The organism is Pseudomonas sp. Pseusp21, assembly GCF_059492145.1.
The window spans coordinates 1,721,337-1,739,808 of the sequence record NZ_CP168520.1; the positions used below are offsets into that span (position 1 = coordinate 1,721,337).

Sequence of the window (18,472 nt, forward strand, 5' to 3'; positions counted from 1 at the left end):
TCGTTTACTAAAGGGATCCACCCATGAATAACAAGAAGGTCGTATTGGTTGTCGGTGCAGGTGATGCCACGGGCGGCGCCATCGCCAAGCGGTTTGCCAAAGAAGGTTTCATCGCTTGCGTCACGCGGCGCAGCGCCGACAAATTGCAGCCCTTGGTGGAAGCCATTCAGATGGACGGCGGTGAAGCCCACGGTTTTGCCTGCGATGCGCGCAAGGAAGAAGACGTAATTGCACTGATTGAAGATATCGAAACCCGCCTCGGACCGATTGAAGCGTTCGTTTTCAACATCGGCGCTAACGTGCCCTGCAGCATTCTTGAAGAAACCGCCCGCAAGTATTTCAAAATCTGGGAGATGGCCTGTTTCTCCGGGTTTCTCAATGCCCGGGAAGTCGCCAAACGGATGGTGACCCGCCGTCGCGGCACGATCCTGTTTACGGGTGCCACCGCTGGTCTGCGGGGCGCCTCGGGTTTTGCCGCATTCGCGGGAGCCAAGCACGGTATCCGGGCTCTGGCACAAAGCATGGCCAGAGAGCTCGGCCCGATGAACATTCATGTCGCCCACGTTGTGGTCGACGGTGCCATCGATACCGATTTCATCCGCGACAACTTCCCTGACAAATATGCCACCAAAGATCAGGACGGTATCCTCGACCCCGAACACATTGCCGAGAACTACTGGTATCTGCATAGCCAGCCACGGGACGCCTGGACGTTCGAACTGGATCTGCGTCCGTGGAACGAACGCTGGTAATCCCACCAAGAACAAAAACAGAGTGCAGCGAACATGAGCAAAACCGTGGAGTTCTATTTTGATCTCGGCAGCCCCGCCACCTACCTGGCGTATACCCAACTGCCGAAAATCTGCGCTGAAACCGGCAGCCAGTTGATCTACATTCCGATATTGCTGGGCGGCGTCTTCAAAGCCACCGGCAACGCGTCGCCGGCAATGATCCCGGCCAAGGGTCGTTACATGTTTCAGGACCTGGACCGCTACGCCAAACGCTACGGCGTGCCCCTGAAATTCAACCCGCATTTCCCGATCAATACCCTGATGTTGATGCGCGCGGTCACCGGCATTCAACTGCGTTATCCGGATCGCTTCCTGGCATTCATCGATTGCCTGTTCAAAGCGCTGTGGGTTGAAGGCCGCGCCCTCGATGAGCCGGCAACAGTTGCCGCCGTGCTGACCGAACATGGCTTCAATCCTGAAGAAGTACTGGCGTTGACCAACGATGAAGCGGTCAAGGCTGCGCTCAAGGACAACACCGAAACCGCCGTGAAGCGTGGCGTCTTCGGTGCGCCGAGCATGTTCATCGACAACCAGTTGTTCTTCGGTCAGGACCGGCTCGACTTCGTTGTGGAAGCCCTGCGTTAAATCTCCACAACCACACCAGTCCGCCTGGGTCAACGCGTTTGTCGACTTCATGACCCAGGCGCTGGCCGCAGCGCCCGAGCTTCAACCTGTTAAATAGCGGCAGTACGGGTGTTCAACCAATCCAGCGCCGCGCCCTCAAGCAACGGGCTCAGACGCTCGCGCACTTCGGCGTGATAGGCGTTGAACCACTGCTTCTCTTCCTGCGTCAGCAACGAGGGCTCCAGGCAGCGAGTGTCGATCGGGCACAGGGTCAGGGTTTCGAACTTGAGGAATTCGCCGAACTCACTGCTCCCCGCTTCAACGTTCATCGCCAGGTTCTCGATCCGCACACCCCAGCGGCCCGGACGATAAGTGCCCGGCTCGATGGAGGTGATCATTCCAGGCTGCATGGCGGTTTGTGGCGCCGGCGCCGCCTGATAGGCGATCACCTGCGGACCTTCATGCACGTTGAGGAAGTAGCCCACGCCGTGACCGGTGCCGTGACCGTAGTCCACGTTTTCGGCCCAGATCGGCGCACGGGCAATCGCATCCAGTAGCGGCGACAGAATGCCTTTCGGGAAATGCGCGCGGGACAAGGCGATCACGCCCTTCAACACCCGAGTGCAGTCACGTTTCTGCTCTTCACTCGGCGTACCGACCGCCACCATCCGCGTAATGTCGGTGGTACCGCCCAGGTATTGGCCACCGGAATCAATCAGCAGCAAGCCGTCACCCTCGATCACCGCGTGTTCTTCCGCAGTGGCGTGGTAGTGCGGCATCGCACCATTGGCGTTGAACGCAGCGATGGTGTTGAAACTCAGCGACACATAATCCGGGCGACGCTCCCGGGCGGCGGTGAGTTTTTCGTCGATGGTCAGTTCGGTAATGCGCTCACGACCCCAGGCCGAATCCAGCCAGGTGAAAAACTCGCACAGCGCCGCGCCGTCCTGCTCCATCGCCTGACGGATGTGTGCGGCGTCCGCCAGGCTCTTCTGCGACTTGGCCAGTGTGGTCGGGTTCAGGCCTTCGACCAGTTTCACGCCAGTGTCGAGGTTATCCAGCAGACCGCTGGTGACCCGCGCCGGATCCACCAGCAGGCTCGCGCCACTCGGGATCGCCCGCAAGGCGTCAGCGACTTCGCTGTAATCGCGCAGGGCCACGCCGTCTTTTTCCAGCACTGCGCGCAGCTCAGCATCGACCTTGCTCAGTGCCACAAAAAGCGTGGCTTGTTGCTGGCTGATCAGCGCGAAGGAAACGAATACCGGGTTGAACGACACATCGCCGCCGCGCAGGTTGAACAGCCAGGCGATGTCGTCAAGGGTGGCGATGAAGTGCCAATCGGCGCCGCGTTCCTGCAAGGTTTCGCGCAGTTTGCCGAGTTTTTCGCCACGGCTGACAGTCGCCTGCGGCGGCAGGTGCTGGTAGATCGGCGCATTCGGCAGCGCCGGGCGATCGCTCCAGACCTCCTTCAACAAGTCGATATCGGTACGCAGACTGGCGCCCCGCGCTTCGAGCTTGCTGCCCAGCGTACGCGCCGACGCGACGGCCATCACCGCGCCGTCGACCGCAACCACGCCACCTTCCGGCGTCTGCTCGGCCAGCCAGTCCAGCGGGCTCGGCTGACCCGGTTGCAGTTTCACCAGTTCGATGCCGCTGCCCTTGAGTTCCTTGGTCGCCTGTTCCCAGTAACGGCTATCGGCCCAGACCCCGGCGAAATCGGTGGTGACAATCAACGTGCCGACCGAGCCATGGAAACCCGAAAGCCATTGCCGGCCCTGCCAGTAACCCGGCAGGTATTCCGACAGGTGCGGGTCGGCGGACGGCACCAGCAACGCATGGATACCTTCGCGACGCATCAATTCACGGGTGTGCGCGAGGCGCTGGGGAACCGTTCCTTCGGTCAAAGTCTGGGTACTCATCATGTCTCCTGCCAATCACTTCATCGTTATTGTTCGTAGCCGTCAGGTCGGCTGGTTAAAGTCCTGTCGCCCAGAATGCCGGAGCACTGGCGCAGGCGGTCTTGATCAGATCTACAGCCTTGTCGATGTCTTCGGCGGTGGTGAAACGGCCGAGACTCAGGCGAATCGTGCGTCCCGCCAGGTGCGCGTCGAGCCCCAATGCCAGCAAAACGTGGGACGGTGTGTTGCTCGCGGAATTGCAGGCCGAGGTCGCGGAAAACGCGATCGAATGGCTCAGCGCTGCCGGGTTGAACTCGCCTTCGCTGAAGGTCAGGCTCAAGGTGTGCGGGATACGTTGGGTGCTGCTGCCATTGAGGCGCACGCCGGGCAGGCTCAAGAGTTGTTCGAGCAGTCGTTCGCGCAACGCAACGATGGTTTTCTTCTCGTCATCGAAAGCGTCGGCGGCCAGGGCAAACGCCGAGCCCATGGCAGCAATCTGGTGAGTCGCCAGCGTACCGGAACGCAAGCCGCCCTCGTGCCCGCCACCGTGAATCTGCGCCTGCAAACGCTGTTGCGCACGCGGGCCGACGTACAGCGCACCGATGCCTTTGGGCCCGTAGAGTTTGTGCGCCGAAAACGACATCAGATCGACCGGCCATTGCGCCAGATCGATCGCGACCTTGCCGGCGCCCTGGGCCGCATCGACGTGGAACAACGCCCCGCGCCCACGCACCACTTCGCCGATGGCCGGGATGTCGTTTACGGTACCGAGTTCGTTGTTGACCAGCATCAGCGACACCAGAAAGGTGTCTTCACGCATCGCTTCGCTGACCGCTTGCGCGGTAATCAGGCCTTCGGCGTCCGGCACCAGATAGGTCACGGCGACACCGGCGTCCTGCAATTGCCGGGCGGTGTCGAGGATGGCTTTGTGTTCGATCTGACTGGTGATGATGTGCCCGCCGGACACACCACGGGCCTGGGCCACGCCTTTCAGTGCAAGGTTGTTGGATTCGGTGGCGCCGGAGGTCCAGACGATCTGCTGCGCCTGGGCGCCGACCAGTTCGGCGACTTGCCGGCGAGCGTTCTCGACCGCTTGCCGGGCCTGCTGGCCGAAGGCGTGGGAACTGGAAGCCGGGTTGCCGAAATTACCGTTGAAACCCAGACACTCGATCATCACCTGGATGACCCGCTCGTCCACCGGGGTGGTGGCGGCGTAATCGAAATACAGCGGACGTGTGTTCATAAAAAGACTCGCAGAGCGTGTTCCGGGATCAGGAGGCTCGTGTCTGCAAACGGCACGACGCAGCCTTGTGAGCTGCGTCCGGGTTCGAGAGCGTCATCAATACCTGATCGGAGGCCGTTAAAGAAGAACAACTTCATTTAAAAGTGCGTAGGAACGCTCCTGAACGCGACTTTAACAGGCATCGGGCCGGCGGTTGTAGCGCTGCGTCAGCTAAAGCTTTCAAGGAGTAACGGATACAGCGAAATCACCAGCAGCGCTGCCATGCCCCAGTTGAACAGCCGCAACCAGCGGCGATCCTTGAGCACGTTGCGCAGCAAGGTCCCGCACGCCGCCCAGACGCCGACGCTTGGCAGGTTGATGATGGCGAACACCGCCGCAATCACGATCACGTTGGTGAAATAGCCCTGCATCGGCGTGTAGGTGCTGATGGCACCAATGGCCATGATCCACGCCTTGGGGTTGACCCACTGAAAAGCGGCCGCTCCGAGATAGCTGATCGGTTTCGCCTCGCCCTGCTCGCTGTCGCCGACCGGGCCGGAGTGAGCGATTTTCCACGCCAGGTACAGCAAGTACGCCGCGCCGACATAACGCAGGATCGTATAAAGCAGCGGATAGGTCTGGAATACCGCGCCCAGGCCAAAACCCACCGCCACCACCAGCACGAAGAAGCCGCAGGTAATGCCAAGCATATGAGGGATGGTGCGGTTGAAACCGAAGTTCACGCCCGATGCCAGCAACATGGTGTTGTTCGGCCCCGGTGTGATCGAGGTGACAAGGGCAAACAGGGCAAAGCCCAGCAACAGGTCGAGCGAGAGGGTCATGGCAGGCAGTCCGTCAGGGTCATTCAGGTGTTGACCCTATCCCACGGCGCCGCGCAAACCCACGGACAGTTGGGTAAAACTTCGAGCAGTACAGTTTGCTATCAGCTTGGACGACCGTGCAGCTGTACGGCCCGCTCGGCGCTCATTTCACCCTTGGTATCGAAACCGAATGTCTTCTGTGGCTGGCCGAGCAATTCGGCTTTTTTCGCGTGGTATTCCTCGAAGGACAGACCGCGACGGTTCAGCGATTCAAGCGCCAGTTCGCGGGTTTCCTCCGCCGTGTAAGGGCGCAGTTCCGGGGAACCATGGCTCGCGCAACCGGCGAGAACAGAGACAGCGAGCATCAGCGAAACAGTCAGTAAACGATTCATGGGAGCGTCCTGGCGAGCAGTGTGGGTCGATGGAGAAAGGCTACGCCCGGGCACGCTTTGGCAGAAATCAACGCTCTCAATAGTGGCTATCAGAATTCGGGCAGGATTCGCTCTGCATATTCTCAAAAGACCTATCAATATCAATTAACAGTCTTTTACGGAATAAAAGTCAGCCTTTATAAATCCTTCATCGCGTTCGGCACTGTTGCTCCAGCAACTGTTTCCCAGGCAACAGCGGTTCAACAAACCCGCCTGAAAGTCACACGAGCACAGCCGCCGACAACGCTCAAAGCCCCGGAATACGGGCCTTACAGGAATTGGTACAGCGCTTGCTCTGCTCCAGTGACTACTCACTGCTCGCCGAGCAACTGTTGAAAAAGGAACTGACCATGTCGCGTCCACTGAAAGTCGTCGCCCTGTCCGGCGGAACCTGGCGTCCGTCCCGCACCCTGGTGCTGACCCAGGCCCTGCTGGCCGAATTGTCCGGGCACTTGCCGGTCGAGAGTCATCTGATCGAGCTCGGCGACATCGCCCGCCCACTTGGCGGCGCACTGTCCCGCCAGGAGTTACCGGCCGAGATCGAAGCCGAGCTGCAAGCCATCGAACAGGCTGACCTGCTGATCGTCGCCGCGCCGGTCTATCGCGGTTCCTATCCTGGATTGCTCAAGCATTTGTTCGACCTGATCGACCTGAATGCGCTGATCGACACACCAGTGCTGCTCGCCGCCACCGGTGGCAGCGAACGCCATGCGCTGGTACTCGATCACCAGTTGCGCCCGCTGTTCAGTTTCTTCCAGGCCGTGACCCTGCCGATTGGCGTGTACGCCACCGAAGCCGATTTCGCCGACTACCAGATCACCAGCGAACCGCTCAAGGCACGTATCCGCCTGGCGGCTGAACGCGCCGCGCCGCTGTTTGGCACTCACATCAAACCGTTGCTGAAAATCGCCTGAGGAGCTGTTCATGGATGTTTTCTGGTTCCTGCCGACCCACGGCGACGGTCACTTTCTGGGCACCACCCAAGGCGCGCGCCCGGTCACCCTCAATTACCTGAAACAGGTGGCGCAAGCCGCCGACAGCCTCGGTTACCACGGTGTGCTGATCCCCACCGGGCGTTCTTGCGAAGACTCGTGGGTGATCGCCTCGGCGCTGGTGCCGCTCACCGAACGCCTGCGTTATCTGGTGGCGATCCGTCCGGGGATCATCTCGCCGACCGTTTCGGCGCGCATGGCCGCGACCCTGGATCGACTGTCCAACGGCCGCTTGCTGATCAACGTCGTGACCGGCGGTGACCCGGACGAAAACCGTGGCGACGGCAGCTTCCTCAGCCACAGCGAACGCTACGAAGTCACCGATGAATTCCTCAAGATCTGGCGCCGGGTGCTGCAAGGCGAAGCGGTGGATTTCGAAGGCAAACACCTGAAGGTACAGAACGCCAAAGCCCTGTATCCGCCGGTGCAGAAACCCTATCCGCCGCTGTACTTCGGCGGGTCCTCCGACGCGGCCCACGATCTGGCCGCCGAGCAGGTCGACGTGTACCTGACCTGGGGCGAACCTCCCGCCGCCGTCGCCGAAAAACTCGCCGACGTGCGTGAGCGCGCCGCCCGCCACGGACGCAAGGTGAAGTTCGGCATTCGCCTGCACGTGATCGTGCGCGAGACCGCCGAAGAAGCCTGGAAAGCCGCCGACAAACTGATCGAACACATCAGCGACGAAACCATCGAGGCTGCGCAGAAATCCTTCTCCCGTTTCGACTCCGAAGGCCAGCGACGCATGGCTGCCCTGCACGACGGGCGCCGCGACAACCTGGAAATCGCCCCCAACCTGTGGGCCGGCGTCGGACTGGTGCGTGGCGGTGCCGGTACCGCATTGGTCGGCGATCCGCAGCAAGTGGCAGCGCGAATCAAGGAGTACGCAGACCTCGGCATCGAGAGTTTCATCTTCTCCGGCTACCCGCATCTCGAAGAGGCCTACCGCTTTGCCGAGCTGGTCTTCCCGCTGTTGCCCGAGCCGTATGCAAGCCTAGCCGGACGCGGCGTGACCAACCTCACCGGGCCGTTTGGCGAAATGATCGCCAACGATGTACTGCCCGCCAAAGCCAACGCCTGAGGAAGACCGAGTGACTGCCAAACCGCAAAGCACCCTGCTCTCCCCGTTGCAGACCGCCCGCCAACTGGCCGCCGAACTTGCCCTGACCGCCGTCGAGCGCGACGAGCGTGGCGGCACACCGAAAGCCGAACGTGACGCCCTGCGCGACAGCGGTCTGCTGGCCCTGAGCATTCCCACCCGTTACGGCGGCCTCGGCGCGCGCTGGAGCGAAACCTTGGAAGTCGTGCGCGAATTCGCCAAGGTCGACAGCTCGATCGCCCACGTCTTCGGCTTTCATCATTTGATGCTTGCCACCGTGCGCCTGTTTTCCCGCCCCGAACAATGGCAACCGTGGTTCGAACAGACCGCGCGGCAGAACTGGTTCTGGGGCAACGCGCTCAACCCGCTGGACACCCGCACCGTGGTCAAGAATCTGGGCGGCTGGCGCGAGTTTTCCGGCAAGAAGAGCTTCTGCTCCGGCGCCAGCGATTCGCAGATGCTGATCGCCTCGGCAGTGGACGAAAGCAACGGCGGCAAACTGTTGATCGCGGCGATCCCCAGCGGCCGCAGCGGCATCACCCTGCATAACGACTGGAACAACATCGGCCAGCGCCAGACCGACAGCGGCAGCGCCACGTTCGAACGGGTGCGGGTCGAAGAGTCGGAACTGCTGCTGGATCCCGGTCCGTTGAGCACACCGTTCGCCTGCTTGCGCCCGTTGATCGCGCAACTGACGTTCACCCACATGTTTCTCGGCATTGCCGAAGGGGCCTTTGAAGAGGCGCGGCAATACACCCTCAGCGAAACCCGTGTCTGGCACAAATCCTCGGTGCGCGAGGTGCGCGAAGATCCGTATGTGCTGGCCCATTACGGCGAGTTCTGGGTCGCCCTCGAAGGTATTCGTCTGCTGGTAGAACGCGCCGCCGCGTTGCTCGACGAGGCCTGGGCCAAAGGCCCGAACCTCAGTGCCGAAGAACGCGGTCACCTGGCCACGGCAATTGCCACGGCCAAGGTCGCCGCCAGTCGTCAGGGTCTGGATATCTGCAGCCGATTGTTCGAAGTCACCGGCGCCCGTTCGACTCACGCGTCGCTGCGTCTGGATCGACACTGGCGCAACCTGCGCACGCAAACCCTGCACGACCCGCTGGATTACAAGCTCCACGAGCTGGGCGACTGGGCGCTGAACCAGTCCCTGCCGGTGCCAACGTTCTATTCCTGATTTTCTTTCGTGGAGCGAGACCCCATGCAACTGCTGACCCTGCCGCCTTCACCCGCCCTGGCCACCTCAATCCGCGCCACCGCTCAGGTGTTCGAAGACCCGAAATCCCAGGCCCTGCTCGCGCATTTGCAACAGGTCGCACCGAGCGAAGCCAGCGTGCTGATCATCGGCGAAACCGGCACCGGCAAGGAGTTGGTAGCGCGGCACATCCACAACCTGAGCAACCGGCGCAACCGGCCGTTCATTGCGGTGAACTGCGGGGCGTTTTCCGAATCGCTGGTGGAAGCCGAATTGTTCGGCCATGAAAAAGGCGCCTTCACCGGCGCCCTCAGTGCCAAGGCCGGGTGGTTTGAAGAGGCGGATGGCGGCACTCTGTTCCTCGATGAAATCGGCGATCTGCCGATGGCCATTCAGGTCAAATTGCTGCGGGTGTTGCAGGAGCGTGAAGTGGTGCGCCTGGGTTCGCGCAAAAGCATTCCCATCGATGTGCGGGTGCTGGCGGCGACCAACGTGCAACTGGAGAAAGCCATCAACGCCGGGCATTTCCGCGAGGATCTGTATTACCGGCTGAACGTGGTCAATCTGGAGCTGAGCCCATTGCGCGATCGGCCCGGCGACATCCTGCCGCTGACCCGGCATTTCATCGAGGCCTACAGTCAGCGCCTGGGTTACGGGCGCATCACCATCAGCCCCGGCGCCGAGCACAAGCTGCGCGGCTACAGTTGGCCGGGCAACATTCGCGAGCTGGAAAACGTCATCCATCACACGCTGCTGATCTGCCGTAACGGCGTGATCGAACGCGACGATCTACGTCTATCCAACCTGCGCATCGACCGTCCCGACGATCAACACGCGGCCGCCGACGACTCACCGGAAGCGCTGCTGGAACGCGCCTTCCAGAAACTGTTCGAGCAACAGGCCGGCGCCCTGCATGAAAAAGTCGAAGACGCGTTGCTGCGCGCGGCCTATCGCTTCTGCCATTACAACCAAGTGCACACCGCGTCCTTGCTCGGCCTGAGCCGCAACGTCACCCGCACGCGACTGATCAAAATCGGCGAACTGGCGGTGAACAAGCGCCGGCCCACGGAAAACCTGCAAGGCGAGCGCTTGATCCAGCTGTCGATCTAACCAACCAGTTGACAGTGCAAGCCATCGTCGTGACTGCGAGCGATACTGCTCAGCACCTGGAATGAACCGAAGGTCACGGTGCGCGCCTGATGGGTGCGGATCAGTTGCCAGAAGTCCTGCTCGCCGGTTTCGAAACTCTGGAACGCCGCCTCCCCCGCCTCGCGGGACTGCCATTGCAGGAAGCTCAACACTCGCCGCCCGTCGTCGCTGGCCTGGACGCTGGCGCTGACGAAGCCGGCGTAACGCTGGGCCAGACGTTCGGTCTGCAGCGCCAGCGCCGAGACCAGCGCCGGTTGCTGGCCGGGTTCGATTTCAAATTCGATCAATTGGGTAAAGCTGCGGTTTTTCGCTGGTGCTTGCATGAGATCCCCACTCGGTCAGGCGAATCTTGCGATTCGAAGGCCTGCAGGGTAAAACCTCGAGTTAACTAGAGGTCAAGGGGCATTTTTCAAATGATCACTGCGAAAAATCTGCACAAGCAACTGACCGTCGGCGAAGTTGCGGCCCGCAGCGGTGTGGCGGTCACCGCCCTGCACTTTTATGAATCCAAAGGGTTGATCAAGAGCCAGCGCAATGCCGGCAACCAGCGGCGTTATCCACGGGAAGTACTGCGGCGGGTGGCGCTGATCAAGGTGGCGCAACGCCTGGGCATTCCACTGGCAGAAATCGGCGAGGCGTTGAAACAGCTACCGGACAACCGCGCACCAACGGCGGCGGACTGGAAAGTGTTGTCGGAGCAGTGGCGGCGTGAGCTGGACGAACGGATCAATCAGCTGATGCTGCTGCGGGACCGGCTGACCGGTTGCATCGGTTGCGGATGCCTGTCGATGGAGGCCTGCCCGCTGCGCAATCAGGGCGATGTGTTGGGCGAGCAAGGGCCGGGAGCACATTTCCTCGATGTTCCCAAGTGAGGGTTCCCAGAGGAACCCTCGGATTGATCGATCAGAAACCCGGCGCAATCTGCCCTTTGTAGCGAGTCAGAATGAACTGACGCACTTCATCGGAATTCAACGCCTTGGCCAGTTTCTGCAGGCCCGGGTCGTTGATGTTGTCAGGCCGTGCGACCAGAAACTCGATGTACAGGCTCTTGCCCTTCTCGACGATCAGTGCGCTGTTGGTGTCGATCCCGGCTTCCAGCGCGTAGTTGGCGAACACGAATGCCAGATCCACCTGACTCACTGAACGGGCCAGCAACGCGCCCTCCAGTTCACGGATTTTCAGGTGTTTGGGGTTTTCGACGATATCGCGCTGGGTGGCCAGGGTGTTGCTCGGATCCTTGAGTTTGATCAGCCCGGCCTCGTGCAACAGCACCAGGGCGCGACCGGTGTTCACCGGGTCATTGGGGATCGACACACTGGCGCCGTCCTTCAGCTCCGAGATGTTCTTGATTTTGGTCGAGTAGGCGCCGAACGGTTCGATGTGCACACCGACCACCGGCACCAGATCGGTGTGGCGGGTCTTGTTGAAATCATCGAGAAACGGCCGGTACTGGTAATAGTTGGCGTCGAGGTTTTTCAGCGCCAGTTGCTGGTTGGGCTGGATGAAGTCGGTGAAGACCTTGATGTCCAGATCCACGCCTTCCTTGGCCAGGGTCGGTTTGACGAACTCGAGGATTTCCGCATGCGGCACCGGGGTGGCGCCGACGATCAGTTTTTCGTTGGCATGGGCGCCGAACGACAGAACGGCAGCCAGTACGGCCAGGGTCTTTTTCATGCTGTGCTCCAAGGCAGACTTGAGTGGCCGTCGTGGGGTGAACGTGGGGCCTTTTATGGGTTGAAACTGTTTTGTCAGCGTCGGCTGTAGTGCGCCACCAGGCGGTCGCCGGTCATTTGCAGGGCCTGCACCAGAATCAGCAGCAACACCACGGTGACCACCATCACGTCGGTCTGAAAACGCTGATAGCCGTAGCGGATCGCCAGATCGCCGAGCCCGCCGCCACCGATCACGCCGGCCATCGCCGTGTAGTCCACCAGCACGATGGCGGTGACCGTCACCGCCGCCAGCAACCCGCCGCGGGCTTCCGGCAACAGGGTGTGGCGGATGATCTGCCAGGTGTTGGCGCCCATGGCCTGGGTCGCCTCGACCACGCCGCGATCGACTTCGCGCAGAGCGGTTTCCACCAGCCGCGCGAAGAACGGTGTGCAACCGACGACTAGCGGCGGAATGGTTCCGGGCACGCCCAGTGACGTCCCCACCAACAACGTGGTCAGCGGAATCAGCACGATCAGCAAAATGATGAACGGCAGCGAACGCAGCATATTCACGATCACCGACAGCACCCGATAGACGCCGACGGTTTCATGCAGCTGGCGCTTGCCGGTGAGAAACAGCAGCAGCCCCAGCGGCAGGCCCAGCAACACCGTGAACAGCAGCGCCGCGCCGAGCATGCTCAGGGTGTCGAGACAGGCTTGGGCGATGTCGGCCCAGTAAATGTGTTTGAACCACTCGGCCATGGTCAGGACCAGTCGTGGCGCGGTGGTTTGACGCCGTTGAGCAGCCAGTTGCCGACCACGTGGTATTTCCAGCGCACCGGGTCATGCAGGGTGTGGACCCGAGCATTGCGCCAGTGGCGGTCGAAGTTGTGCTTTTTCAGGGTCGAGCGGGTACCGCCGAGTTCGAACAGCTTGTTGCTGGCCTCGATGGCGATTTCGGTGGTCAGCACTTTGGCCTTGGCCACGGCCAGGGACGCCAGTGCGACGTTGTCTTCATCCGGTGCAGGACGTGCCGCGTCGAGCGCCCAACCGGCGCGTTCGAGCAAGGCTTCGGCGGCTTCCAGGCGGATTTCCAGCGCACCGATCTGGATGATCGTCAGCGGATCTTCACTGGCCTTTTCCACACCCGCATCGATCCACGGTCGGGCGAACTGACGGACAAATTCTACGGTATCGCGCAAGGCTGCCCGGGCGATGCCGGCGTCGATGGCGGCGGTGGTCAACTGGGCGAACGGCCCGGCCAGGGTCGGGCTCTCGTAGGAACGGTACGTCGGAAACAGATTGAAGGGCGCCACTTGCAGATTTTCCGCCAGCACCGTGCCGCTGGAAGTAGTGCGCTGACCGATGCTGTCCCAGTCGTCGACGATCACCAGCCCTTTCGTACCGCGCTCGACGAAGGCCAACTGGCCCTTCTGCTCTTCATCCAGCGCCAGCACCGCCAGCCAGTGGGCGTAGAGCGAACCGGTGCAGTAGCCCTTGCGGCCGTTGATCACGAAGCCGTCGCCATAACGGCGGAGGGTCGCCTGAATGTCCTGCACGTTCTTGCCGCCGGTTTCCGACAGCGCATTGGCGAAGCGATGACCTTGCAGCGCCAGCTTAAAGAAATGCGCCTGCTGGGCCGGAGTGCCTTGCAGGCGGATGTCTTCGAGCAGGCAGTAATGGTTTTGCGGAATCTGCCCGAGGGACGGATCGGCGGCGGAAATGATCGCGATCACCTGCGCCAGCACCGCAAGGGACACCTGCGCGCCACCGTACTCCTTCGGCACGGTGATGCCCCACAGGCCACTGTTGGAATACAGGTCGACGATCTCGGCCGGCACTTCGCGGCTGCGGTCACGCTCGGCGGCGTGTTCCTGCAAGACGGCGGCGACCTGCACAGCCACGCGCAAAGCTTCGGCGTCGTCGGCGATCCGGTGGGCGGCCGGCGGGTTGATCGGATAAACGGCAGATTCAGACATGGATGACTCTCGGTATCGGTGTTGTACCGGGTCATTGCAGCTTCTGTGCCTGACGCAAAGGCCTTGTTTTACGGGGGCTGCAGCGGAACTTCAGGGCGTCTGGCGATGAAAACTTGCGCATTCTGCTGCTTCGCTGTCGATGGCTGAACAGTGGGAGGCCTGCTCGTCGGCTACTCGGTCACGGCGGCGGCACGGATCTATAGTTGAGCGACCGGCAACCCCGGCGAAGGCACACCTTCAACCTCTAATAAAAACCAGGCAACAAATAACAGGGAGTACCGCCATGAGCGTCAAACCCATTCCCGAGGGGTATCACAGCATTACCCCGTACCTCGGCATTCACAAAGCTGCCGAAGCCATCGACTTCTATAAAAAGGCGTTCGGTGCCACCGAAGTCATGCGCCTGAGCATGCCCGACGGCGGCATCGGCCACGCCGAACTGCGCATCGGCGACAGCGCGATCATGCTCGGCTCGCCGTGCGATCAAGGTCCGTTGAGCAATCCGGACAAAGCCGTGTCCGTCGGTTTGCATCTGTACGTGACCGATGTCGACAAATCCTTTCAGCGTGCGCTGGAGGCCGGCGCCACCTCGGTGTCCGAGGTCAAGGATCAGTTCTACGGCGACCGCAGCGGGACGTTGAAAGATCCGTACGGGCATCTGTGGTTCCTGGCCACGCGCAAGGAGGATCTGACCCAGGCGCAGATCGAGCAGCGGGCGAAGGAGATGTTTCAGCAGGGTTAGCAACGCCGAGTGTCCATTCCCGCGCAGCGCGCGGGGATGGGCGAACACGATTCATGAACCGTCGAACCACGCTTCACGTCTTGTCATGAACGCCCGGCGATTTCAGGATGCAGGCCACTCGCCTGAATAAAGGATCACCCGATGTTTGCCGGATTCGTCAAAGATCAGCGCCACGTCAACGGTGTGGACATCAGCTACCGCATCAAAGGCAGCGGCCCGGGCCTGCTGCTGTTGCACGGGCACCCGCAGACCCACGTCATCTGGCACAAGATCGCCGAGCAACTGGCGGAGCACTTCACGGTGATCGCCGCCGACCTGCGCGGTTATGGCGACAGCAGTCGCCCGCCGGCCGATGAGGCTCACCTCAATTACTCGAAACGCGAGATGGCCCGCGACGGCGTGGAATTGATGAAGGCGTTGGGTTTCGAGCAGTTCTCGATCCTTGCCCACGACCGTGGCGCGCGAGTCGCCCATCGCCTGGCGCTCGATCATCCCGCGGTTGTGCAGCGCATGGTCCTGCTCGACATCGCGCCGACGCTGGCGATGTACAGCCAGACCAATGAAGCCTTCGCCCGGGCCTACTGGCACTGGTTCTTCCTGATCCGCCCGGCACCGTTGCCGGAAACCCTGATCGAAGCCGATCCTGAAGGTTACCTGCGCAGTGTCATGGGCAGCCGTAGCGCCGGGCTCGCACCCTTCACCGACGAGGCGTTCAGCGAATACCGGCGTTGCCTGGAACGTCCCGGCAGTGCTCGTGGGATCTGCGAGGATTACCGTGCCAGTGCCGGCATCGACCTGGAACATGATCGCGCCGACATCACGACTGGTCGCCACCTGAACCTGCCGTTGCTGGTGCTGTGGGGCGCCGAGGGCACCGTCGGTCGCTGCTTCGATCCGCTGAGGGAATGGCAACAAGTTGCCACTGATGTACGGGGCAAGGCTTTGCCGGCCGGGCATTACCTTGCCGAAGAAGTCCCTGAGCTGTTACTGACCGAAGCGCTCGACTTTCTACGCTGATCCTTTCCTTCAATCCGGCGGCACGCGCCGTCGGACTGCTTCGCCTCCCCCGCAGAAATCCGCCCACGCGACAGCGAACTGCAATCGCGAAACATTTACTTTCATATCGTTCATCGGGATTTGCTTCGGTCATCCGTCTTATAGAGATGCGGGCCGGTCGCGTAGGCAAAAGCCACGACCGGCCTTTCAGGGGACTCCCGTGCTGCGAAGCCCGTAGTACCGCTCCCTCTCACTGAATCAAGACCCGTCATCATGTCGAAGAAATCCCGCTCGAAACTGTGGTTCCTGGTACACAGCTGGCTGGCGTTGCCGATCTGGTTTTTCGTTCTGATCGTCTGCGTCACCGGCACCCTGGCGGTGGTCAGCCAGGAAATCGTCTGGCTGGCCAACCCGCAGATGCGCGCCAGCGCCCCTTCGGACGACGCACCATTGCTCAGCTATGATCAGGTCCTGGCCGCGATCAAGAAGGCCGAACCGCAGACAGTGGTGCAAAGCATCAGTCGTCCGGACGAATCGCACTTTGCCCTCGACGTCGAGGTCAGCTACCCCGACGGGCGTTCGCTGACGGTCTACGTCAACCCGTACACCGGCGTCATCCAGGGCCCCGCGCCAACCTTCAACTTCAAGGCGTTCACCCGCGCACTGCATGGCTGGTGGCTGGTGCCGTTCACCAACGGCTTCAGTTGGGGCTGGTATCTGGTGTCGTTCCTCGGCCTGCCGATGCTCGCTTCGCTGGTGACCGGGCTGGTGGTGTACAAGCGCTTCTGGAAAGGCTTTTTCCGCCCGACCCTGCGCATTCGTCACGGTGCGCGGATTTTCTGGGGCGACTTTCACCGCCTCAGCGGCATCTGGTCGATCTGGTTCATCGCGGTGATTTCCATTACCGGCGTGTGGTTCCTGATCCGCGCCCTGCTGTTCGATTTCCAGATTTCCATTTCCAGCGAGCCGGTCATCCCGGCGATGTCCCGGGAAAGTGTGCCGATCTCCGCCGACGGCACACCTCCACCGCGGATCAGTCTCGACTCGGCCATCGAGATCGCTCAACAAAAGATCCCGGGGCTGGAAGCCAGTTTCGTCAGCCTGCCCGGCAACGCCTACAGCCACATGAGTGTCGGTGGTCGTGGCTGGTATCCGCTGATGTTCCAGACCGCCACGCTCAATCCTTACAACGGTGACATTGCCGCCTCGCGCCTGCTGTCCGACCGCTCCGCCCTGGAGTTCGTCACCGAATCGATGCGTCCGCTGCACACCGGCGATTTCGGCGGAATCTGGATCAAGCTGATCTGGTTCTTCTTCGGCCTGCTGCTGAGCATGATGGTTCTCAGCGGCCTGCTGATCTGGACCAAGCGCACCGCACTGGCCACGCTCAACGCACTCAAGCGCGAAGACAAGAGAAACCGCAAGGTCGCGTCACGATCGACGTCCCGACATGAACCTTCGGAGGTGCGTCCGTGAGCCACATTGGAATAACACCAACGTCGCGCCTGAACCGGTTCTGGCACAAATGGCGTTTCCACCTCAATGTCCTGTTATTGCTGATCCCGCTCGGCTTCATGCCCAAATACTTCGCCGATGCTTCGCTGTTTCGCGGTGACAGCGGACTGGGTGAACGGGAGATCGGCGAAATCCAGGTCGGTCCCTGGAGCCTGCGACTGGCCGAACTGCGTAATCAGGCACCGACCCTGACCGGCCCGGCCGGCTACATGAAAGATTTCAGCGCCGCCCTCTGCGACGCCTGTGTCGACCACGTCAAGGCGACGTACCTGCGCATCGGCAAACCTCGCAGCCTGCGCGCGGCCGGGGTGATTTTCTTCGGCACGCCGTACCGCATGGGTACCCAGTTGCCGGTTCCGGAAAAGACCGCTGCCGACGCCGAACTGTGGATCACCATGGAAGGCTGGGACGGCAGCATGCACCAAGCCTCGATTCCGCTGAGCCAGGCCTCGCCTGCCACCCTCGCCTGGCTGAACAAACAAGGAGCCAAACCATGAGTCATGCCCAACGCCCCTTCCGCTTGCTCCTGAGCAATACCTTGCTGGTGCTGACTGCCGGTTTCAGCGCCGGCGTCCTGGCCCATAATCCGATGTGCGAGTGCAAGGCCATCGATGCCGAGCAGATCAAGTGCACCGGCGGTTTCTCCGACGGCAGCGGCGCGCCGGGGGTGACCCTCGATGTGATCGGCTACGACGAAACCATCCTGGTGCCGGGCAAGCTCGGCGCCGACTCGACCCTGACCTTCAAGAAACCCGGCGCCGAGTTCTACGTGCTGTTCGACGCCGGCCCTGGCCACGTGGTCGAAATCGACCAAGCGGATATCGAAGCCCCATGACCACGCCGACCACCCAGGTTGTACGCCCGGCCGGTGCCGGGCACGAAACCCTCAATGTGCTGCTGATGTGCCTGCTGATCATCGCGGTTGCCGGCTCGGTAGTGACATGGCGCGGCGTTTCCCGCGAACCGGAGCCGGTTTCAAGCCATCAACTGGACGCCCGTCGCGACCTTGGCGCCAGCGAGCAGGGCATCTATGCGGATCTGCGCGTGACCCTCGACGAGATCCGCCTGCTGCGTGAAGAACAGCAAACGCTGCCAAGCCCGCAGAACCTGGCCGATGAAGGTTTTGCACCGTTCGCCCAGGACGCCAGCTCGGTCAGTCGAGGCGGTCACGCCTGGCAGTTGCTGGCGGACCGCGCCTACTTCGGCCACAGCCAGGCACCAGCCGTGGCCGGTTCGTTTCTGATGCGCCTGAACGACGCCGCGCCGGACATCTGGCTCAACCGCGCCACCGACCTGCAAGCGCCGAAAGACCTGTCAGACGCAGCGCTGACCGCTGCCGGATGGAAACAGATCGTCGCGCAATTCGATGCCGGGGTGACCCGCGAACATCGCCATTGAACCCTCGCCTTTACCGAGAGAAGACCGC

At 61.6% G+C, this 18,472-nt stretch carries 21 protein-coding genes; 13 read left to right on the plus strand and 8 right to left on the minus strand.

Going from position 1 to position 18,472, the window contains the following annotated elements; translation table 11 throughout:
• Nucleotides 1–23: 23 nt before the first annotated feature.
• Nucleotides 24–752, plus strand: coding sequence for an SDR family oxidoreductase (locus tag ACEN93_RS07650; RefSeq protein WP_495611269.1), 729 nt, complete (start codon nt 24–26; stop codon nt 750–752).
• A 33-nt stretch (nt 753–785) separates the two neighbouring features.
• Nucleotides 786–1,376, plus strand: a complete 591-nt coding sequence (locus ACEN93_RS07655; RefSeq protein ID WP_039770330.1) for a 2-hydroxychromene-2-carboxylate isomerase — start codon at nt 786–788, stop codon at nt 1,374–1,376.
• An 89-nt stretch (nt 1,377–1,465) separates the two neighbouring features.
• On the opposite strand, the gene ACEN93_RS07660 is transcribed toward ACEN93_RS07655, so the two are convergent.
• The 4 genes from ACEN93_RS07660 to ACEN93_RS07675 all read right to left on the minus strand — a co-directional run bounded on the left by ACEN93_RS07660 (nt 1,466) and on the right by ACEN93_RS07675 (nt 5,688).
• Entirely contained in the window at nt 1,466–3,274 is a 1,809-nt protein-coding gene (locus ACEN93_RS07660) for an aminopeptidase P family protein (RefSeq protein ID WP_495611270.1), read from the minus strand.
• A gap of 55 nt (nt 3,275–3,329) precedes the next feature.
• Nucleotides 3,330–4,496 (minus strand): aminotransferase class V-fold PLP-dependent enzyme, encoded by a 1,167-nt coding sequence (locus ACEN93_RS07665; protein WP_495611271.1) that lies wholly within the window; start codon nt 4,494–4,496, stop codon nt 3,330–3,332.
• Between the two features lie 206 nt (nt 4,497–4,702).
• Nucleotides 4,703–5,317, minus strand: a complete 615-nt coding sequence (locus ACEN93_RS07670; protein ID WP_039770336.1) for a LysE family translocator — start codon at nt 5,315–5,317, stop codon at nt 4,703–4,705.
• Nucleotides 5,318–5,418: 101 nt separating this feature from the next.
• Nucleotides 5,419–5,688, minus strand: a complete 270-nt coding sequence (locus tag ACEN93_RS07675) for a hypothetical protein (RefSeq protein ID WP_103386315.1) — start codon at nt 5,686–5,688, stop codon at nt 5,419–5,421.
• A gap of 389 nt (nt 5,689–6,077) precedes the next feature.
• Here ACEN93_RS07675 and msuE point away from each other — a divergent pair, with 389 nt between their 5' ends.
• The 4 genes from msuE to ACEN93_RS07695 are packed head-to-tail and all read left to right on the plus strand — an operon-like array spanning nt 6,078 to nt 10,123.
• A complete protein-coding gene (gene msuE, locus ACEN93_RS07680) occupies nt 6,078–6,641 on the plus strand; it encodes an FMN reductase (RefSeq protein ID WP_039770717.1) in 564 nt (187 codons plus the stop codon).
• Nucleotides 6,642–6,651: 10 nt separating this feature from the next.
• Nucleotides 6,652–7,797, plus strand: coding sequence for an FMNH2-dependent alkanesulfonate monooxygenase (ssuD, locus tag ACEN93_RS07685; RefSeq protein ID WP_108562874.1), 1,146 nt, complete (start codon nt 6,652–6,654; stop codon nt 7,795–7,797).
• Nucleotides 7,798–7,807: 10 nt separating this feature from the next.
• Nucleotides 7,808–8,995: an acyl-CoA dehydrogenase family protein gene (locus ACEN93_RS07690; protein WP_495611272.1), complete on the plus strand. Its 1,188-nt coding sequence runs from the start codon at nt 7,808–7,810 to the stop codon at nt 8,993–8,995.
• Between the two features lie 24 nt (nt 8,996–9,019).
• The gene (locus ACEN93_RS07695) at nt 9,020–10,123 is read left to right on the plus strand and encodes a sigma-54 interaction domain-containing protein (RefSeq protein ID WP_039770342.1); all 1,104 of its coding nucleotides are present in this window, start codon (nt 9,020–9,022) and stop codon (nt 10,121–10,123) included.
• On the opposite strand, the gene ACEN93_RS07700 is transcribed toward ACEN93_RS07695, so the two are convergent.
• On the minus strand, nt 10,120–10,485 hold the full coding sequence (locus ACEN93_RS07700; protein WP_085668152.1) for an antibiotic biosynthesis monooxygenase: 366 nt from the start codon (nt 10,483–10,485) through the stop codon (nt 10,120–10,122). The genes ACEN93_RS07695 and ACEN93_RS07700 overlap by 4 nt on opposite strands.
• 90 nt (nt 10,486–10,575) lie before the next feature.
• Here ACEN93_RS07700 and soxR point away from each other — a divergent pair, with 90 nt between their 5' ends.
• On the plus strand, nt 10,576–11,034 hold the full coding sequence (gene soxR / locus ACEN93_RS07705; protein ID WP_039770345.1) for a redox-sensitive transcriptional activator SoxR: 459 nt from the start codon (nt 10,576–10,578) through the stop codon (nt 11,032–11,034).
• A gap of 31 nt (nt 11,035–11,065) precedes the next feature.
• Here soxR and ACEN93_RS07710 read toward each other — a convergent pair whose 3' ends face one another.
• The 3 genes from ACEN93_RS07710 to ACEN93_RS07720 all read right to left on the minus strand — a co-directional run bounded on the left by ACEN93_RS07710 (nt 11,066) and on the right by ACEN93_RS07720 (nt 13,793).
• Nucleotides 11,066–11,836, minus strand: a complete 771-nt coding sequence (locus tag ACEN93_RS07710) for a MetQ/NlpA family ABC transporter substrate-binding protein (RefSeq protein WP_039770347.1) — start codon at nt 11,834–11,836, stop codon at nt 11,066–11,068.
• A gap of 74 nt (nt 11,837–11,910) precedes the next feature.
• Nucleotides 11,911–12,576 (minus strand): methionine ABC transporter permease, encoded by a 666-nt coding sequence (locus tag ACEN93_RS07715; protein WP_064598205.1) that lies wholly within the window; start codon nt 12,574–12,576, stop codon nt 11,911–11,913.
• A 2-nt stretch (nt 12,577–12,578) separates the two neighbouring features.
• Nucleotides 12,579–13,793: an SfnB family sulfur acquisition oxidoreductase gene (locus ACEN93_RS07720; RefSeq protein WP_495611273.1), complete on the minus strand. Its 1,215-nt coding sequence runs from the start codon at nt 13,791–13,793 to the stop codon at nt 12,579–12,581.
• A gap of 283 nt (nt 13,794–14,076) precedes the next feature.
• Here ACEN93_RS07720 and ACEN93_RS07725 point away from each other — a divergent pair, with 283 nt between their 5' ends.
• The 6 genes from ACEN93_RS07725 (at nt 14,077) to ACEN93_RS07750 (ending at nt 18,444) form a co-directional block, all read left to right on the plus strand.
• Nucleotides 14,077–14,535 carry a VOC family protein gene (locus ACEN93_RS07725; RefSeq protein ID WP_074687912.1) on the plus strand — a complete coding sequence of 153 codons (459 nt, stop codon included), beginning with the start codon at nt 14,077–14,079 and terminating at the stop codon, nt 14,533–14,535.
• Nucleotides 14,536–14,676: 141 nt separating this feature from the next.
• On the plus strand, nt 14,677–15,552 hold the full coding sequence (locus ACEN93_RS07730) for an alpha/beta fold hydrolase (RefSeq protein ID WP_210709576.1): 876 nt from the start codon (nt 14,677–14,679) through the stop codon (nt 15,550–15,552).
• A gap of 252 nt (nt 15,553–15,804) precedes the next feature.
• A complete protein-coding gene (locus tag ACEN93_RS07735; protein ID WP_039770359.1) occupies nt 15,805–17,007 on the plus strand; it encodes a PepSY-associated TM helix domain-containing protein in 1,203 nt (400 codons plus the stop codon).
• Nucleotides 17,004–17,543, plus strand: a complete 540-nt coding sequence (locus tag ACEN93_RS07740) for a PA2404 family protein (protein WP_074687916.1) — start codon at nt 17,004–17,006, stop codon at nt 17,541–17,543. The genes ACEN93_RS07735 and ACEN93_RS07740 overlap by 4 nt, the downstream gene beginning before the upstream one ends.
• Nucleotides 17,540–17,881 (plus strand): hypothetical protein, encoded by a 342-nt coding sequence (locus ACEN93_RS07745; RefSeq protein ID WP_039770363.1) that lies wholly within the window; start codon nt 17,540–17,542, stop codon nt 17,879–17,881. The genes ACEN93_RS07740 and ACEN93_RS07745 overlap by 4 nt, the downstream gene beginning before the upstream one ends.
• Nucleotides 17,878–18,444, plus strand: a complete 567-nt coding sequence (locus tag ACEN93_RS07750; RefSeq protein ID WP_074687918.1) for a DUF6162 family protein — start codon at nt 17,878–17,880, stop codon at nt 18,442–18,444. The genes ACEN93_RS07745 and ACEN93_RS07750 overlap by 4 nt, the downstream gene beginning before the upstream one ends.
• The last annotated feature ends 28 nt before the right edge of the window (nt 18,445–18,472 follow it).